Annotated in this window: 5 protein-coding genes; 1 reads left to right on the forward strand and 4 read right to left on the reverse strand. The window is 65.1% G+C overall.

The features are described 5' to 3' along the window. Positions 1 to 146: 146 nt before the first annotated feature. Together AC1D00_RS31985 and AC1D00_RS31990 are read right to left on the reverse strand one after the other, a co-directional pair. Positions 147 to 431 carry a hypothetical protein gene (locus AC1D00_RS31985; RefSeq protein WP_477013409.1) on the reverse strand — a complete coding sequence of 95 codons (285 nt, stop codon included), beginning with the start codon at positions 429 to 431 and terminating at the stop codon, positions 147 to 149. Between the two features lie 77 nt (positions 432 to 508). Continuing rightward, positions 509 to 952, reverse strand: a complete 444-nt coding sequence (locus AC1D00_RS31990; protein ID WP_404558691.1) for a hypothetical protein — start codon at positions 950 to 952, stop codon at positions 509 to 511. A 151-nt stretch (positions 953 to 1,103) separates the two neighbouring features. On the opposite strand from AC1D00_RS31990, the gene AC1D00_RS31995 reads away from it, so the two are divergent. Further along, positions 1,104 to 2,363, forward strand: a complete 1,260-nt coding sequence (locus AC1D00_RS31995) for an MFS transporter (RefSeq protein WP_477013410.1) — start codon at positions 1,104 to 1,106, stop codon at positions 2,361 to 2,363. Here the strand turns inward: AC1D00_RS31995 and AC1D00_RS32000 are convergent. Both AC1D00_RS32000 and AC1D00_RS32005 read right to left on the reverse strand, forming a co-directional pair. After that, positions 2,360 to 2,767, reverse strand: coding sequence for a DUF4864 domain-containing protein (locus tag AC1D00_RS32000; protein ID WP_477013411.1), 408 nt, complete (start codon positions 2,765 to 2,767; stop codon positions 2,360 to 2,362). The two genes, AC1D00_RS31995 and AC1D00_RS32000, sit on opposite strands and share 4 nt — an antisense overlap. A 66-nt stretch (positions 2,768 to 2,833) precedes the next feature. Continuing rightward, positions 2,834 to 3,472, reverse strand: coding sequence for a TetR/AcrR family transcriptional regulator (locus AC1D00_RS32005; protein WP_477013412.1), 639 nt, complete (start codon positions 3,470 to 3,472; stop codon positions 2,834 to 2,836). Between the last annotated feature and the right edge of the window lie 57 nt (positions 3,473 to 3,529).

Genomic DNA, 3,529 nt, shown 5'->3' on the forward strand with positions numbered 1-3,529 from the left:
AAGGCGACGTCCTTGTTGATGGTCTGGCTGGTCAGGTCTGAAACCGCCGTCATGCCGCTGTCGGGCGAGAATGCGGCGCAACCGGAAAGGCCGAGCGAAATGAGGACGAGCAGGCCCCGCGCAAAATGGTGTGTCATGGCGGGTTCCTACCGGTCTTGCTTCGGCTGCGGCGTGACGGCGTCGTTGCGGTCGCGCCATGGCGCCGGCGTCGCAGGCCGCAGGCTGGTATAGGGCGCGACGGTCGGCCGATAGCCGACAGGCGCGACCTTCGCCGCCGGATCGGCAGGATCGGCGCCGGCGAGCTGCGTTGCTGCCGGCATGCAGCCTGACAACGCCAGTGCTATCGCGGCCAGCAGCGGCCAATGAAATGAGAAGTGTCGTCCACGCGCCGCGGATGCGGCGGCGGAGTTCGCCCCGGAAAGCGTAAGCATAATTCATCCCTGATCTGTCTTGAGACCACAGGTTCGCGCGCGCGGACGCGCGCTAGGCCTGACGTCGTCGCGTCAGATCAGGCGATGGGAGGACGGTAGAGAAGGGGCGGCGCCGCGCTGTACAGGCTGACCACGATCTCGGGCGCGCAGGCGGAGATGGGCTGAAGCGGCTTGGCGACGACAGGCAGATCGGCCGGCAGCGCACTCACGCACATCATCGCGCAGCACGGGCCCACTGTCCCCTTGCCGTCATGATGATGCGGAGCAGGAGCGTCCTGCGCCGCGGTCTGGGGATGCGCATGCGGTCCGGCGTGGTCATGCGGCACGCCGTCATGCATGTGGCCGGCCTGCATCTGATGATGCACCGGCACGAGATCGGCGAGGAGCGCGTCGTCGAGGCACGGCGCCGGACCGCTGCCCCAGGCAAGGCTTGCGGCCGGCGCGAGCACGCAGAACAGATAGGCGAGGGCAATGATCCGCCCCACCCTGATCCGCATCGATCGCGTCAATCGCAACAGCATTCCGCCGATAGGCTCCTCGCGCGGCAGTCTTGCACACGCAGATTGCAAACTAATGGCAAAACGCGCATCCGCCAAGCATCTTCTTACCGCAGTGCACCGCGCATGCCCAATATCACGCCACGAAGCTTGACCGTGTTCCGATCCGCGGGCCATGGTCCGGCCCGTGCACGCCCCAAATCATCCCGGACACATCTCAGACTCATTCAGCCCTGATTCCCGTCAGGCCTGGGTGCGGCTCGTCATTGCGCTTCTGATCGGCTCGATCGGAGGCGTCGGCATGTGGGCGATCGTGGTCATGATTCCCGCGGTCCAGGCCGAATTCGCCGCCACGCGCGGCGCGGTGTCGCTGGCGTTCACCCTCATGATGTTCGGCTTCGGGCTTGGCGGCGTGATCGCCGGCAAGATCACCGACCGGTTCGGCATCGTGCCGGCGATGGCGATCAGCATCGCCTTCCTCGGCGTCGCCAACGTGCTCGCGGGCCTGTCTGGTCAGCTCTGGCAGTTCGTGGCGGCGTATTTCCTGATCGGGCTAGGCACCTCGGCGACCTTCGCGCCGCTGATGGCGGAGGCCTCGCACTGGTTCGAGCGCTATCGTGGCCTCGCCGTGACCATCGTCGCGAGCGGCAATTACTTCGCCGGCACGATGTGGCCTCCGATCGTGAGCTGGGGCATGCAGTCGATCGGCTGGCGCCACACCCATATCGGCATCGGCCTCGTCTGCGTGGGCCTGATGACGATCCTGGTGCTGGTGCTGCGCGCGCAGATGGGCCACGACCATGTCCGCGACCATGCCAATGCGCCGCCGCCGAGGGTCGATCTCAAGCTCTCGACCAACACGCTGACGGTGCTGCTCTCGATCGCCAGCATCTCCTGCTGTGTCGCCATGGCGATGCCGCAGGTGCATATCGTCGCCTATTGCGGCGATCTCGGCTATGGCGTGGCGAGGGGCGCCGAGATGCTGTCTTTGATGATGGCCTGCGGCATCGTCAGCCGGATCGGCTCGGGCTTCCTCGCCGACAAGATCGGCGGCGTCCGCACGCTGCTGGTCGGGTCGCTGGCGCAGGGCTTTGCGCTGGTGTTCTACCTGTTCTTCGACAGCCTCGCCTCGCTCTACCTGATCTCCGCGATGTTCGGCCTGTTCCAGGGCGGGATCGTGCCGAGTTACGCCATCATCGTGCGCGAGGCGATGCCCGCAGGCGAGGCGGCGACGCGCGTCGGCATCGTGATCTTCGCCTCGGTGTTCGGCATGTCCTTCGGCGGCTGGGTGTCGGGCGTCATCTTCGATGCCACCGGCTCGTATGCCGCGGCATTCGCGAATGGCGTGGCCTGGAACGCCGTCAATATCGCCATCGTCGTGCTGCTGCTGATCCGCTCGCGGATGGGTTCGGTCAAGACCGGTTTTGCGACTTAAACTGCTTGTCCCGCCTTTAGGAGCGAGCAGCCGGTGATCTTGTAGCTGCCGTCCGCCTGTTGCTCGAGCGTGTACAGAGCTTCCCAGGCTTCGCCATTGGCATCGACGATGTGGACGCRCTGCGCGATCCAGTTACCCTCGTTCTTGCTCTCGCCAAATTCAAAACTCTTGTGACGATAGACAGGGGCGTAGCCGTTCTGCACCATGGACATGAAGATGTCGGGGGCGGGGAATATCTCCTTGATCGCCGGTGCGGCATAGGAATAGGCGGCCGTGGCATCGTCGCGCGCAAAAGCCTGTTCCTGGGCGCGAATGACGCCTTGCGCGGCGGTGACATCGTCGGCGAATGCTGAGACGGAGCTGAAGATAATACCGAGAGCCACGAGCAGGGCGGCAATGCGCATGACAGGCTCCGCGTTCAAATTCCGGCGATGCTGATCCTAGCACGACCCTGGCAAGATACGGACGCGCTATCGCTTCCGTTTCACCGCCGACTTCGCGGGCTTGGCGCTGCGCGCCTTGGGCTTGCCGGCCGGCTGCACCCGCAGCCCATCCACGAATACGTCGAGCATCCGCAGCACCGAGGATTGCCAGCCGGGCTGGTCGTGCATGTAGCACATGCCGATCAGAGCCCTGAGCAGGTCTTCCGGGCTGACATCGGCGCGCATCTCGCCGGCCGCGACCGCGCTGTCGAGCAGCGAGCCGATCGCCTTGGTCAGCCTGTCCATCGAGAAGGCCGCAAGTTCCGACGAGCTCTGGAACGTCAGCGCCAGCGCCGCCGACATGCCTTTTTTGGTGGCCACGAATTCGACGCCGGAACGTAGCCAGCGCCGCAGTGCGTCAACCGGGTCCTTCGCAATCTTCAATTGCTCGGCGAGCTCGCTGAGCTGCTCGACCTCACGCCGGTACACCGCCTCGAACAGATCCTCGCGCGTCGGGAAATGCCGATAGAGCGTGCCGATGCCGACGCCGGCACGCTTTGCCACCGCCTCCAGGCTCGCTTCCGGACCTCCCGCGTTGAACACGGCCTTGGCCGCTTCGAGCACGCGTTCGCGATTGCGCACGGCATCGGCGCGGGGCTTTCGGGTCTGGTCGGTGTGGTCGTCCATGCCCGCAATGTAGATCACGAATTGGTTAGATTGAACCCTTGCAGGGCTGCATCGCGT

The organism is Bradyrhizobium sp. P2_E8, from assembly GCF_056403875.1.

Coding starts and splice junctions, on each gene's coding strand:
- AC1D00_RS31990 (WP_404558691.1), bottom strand. CDS start 952: ATGCTGTTGCGATTGACGCGATCGATGCGGATCAGGGTGGGGCGGATC.
- AC1D00_RS31985 (WP_477013409.1), bottom strand. CDS start 431: ATGCTTACGCTTTCCGGGGCGAACTCCGCCGCCGCATCCGCGGCGCGT.
- AC1D00_RS32005 (WP_477013412.1), bottom strand. CDS start 3,472: ATGGACGACCACACCGACCAGACCCGAAAGCCCCGCGCCGATGCCGTG.
- AC1D00_RS31995 (WP_477013410.1), top strand. CDS start 1,104: ATGGTCCGGCCCGTGCACGCCCCAAATCATCCCGGACACATCTCAGAC.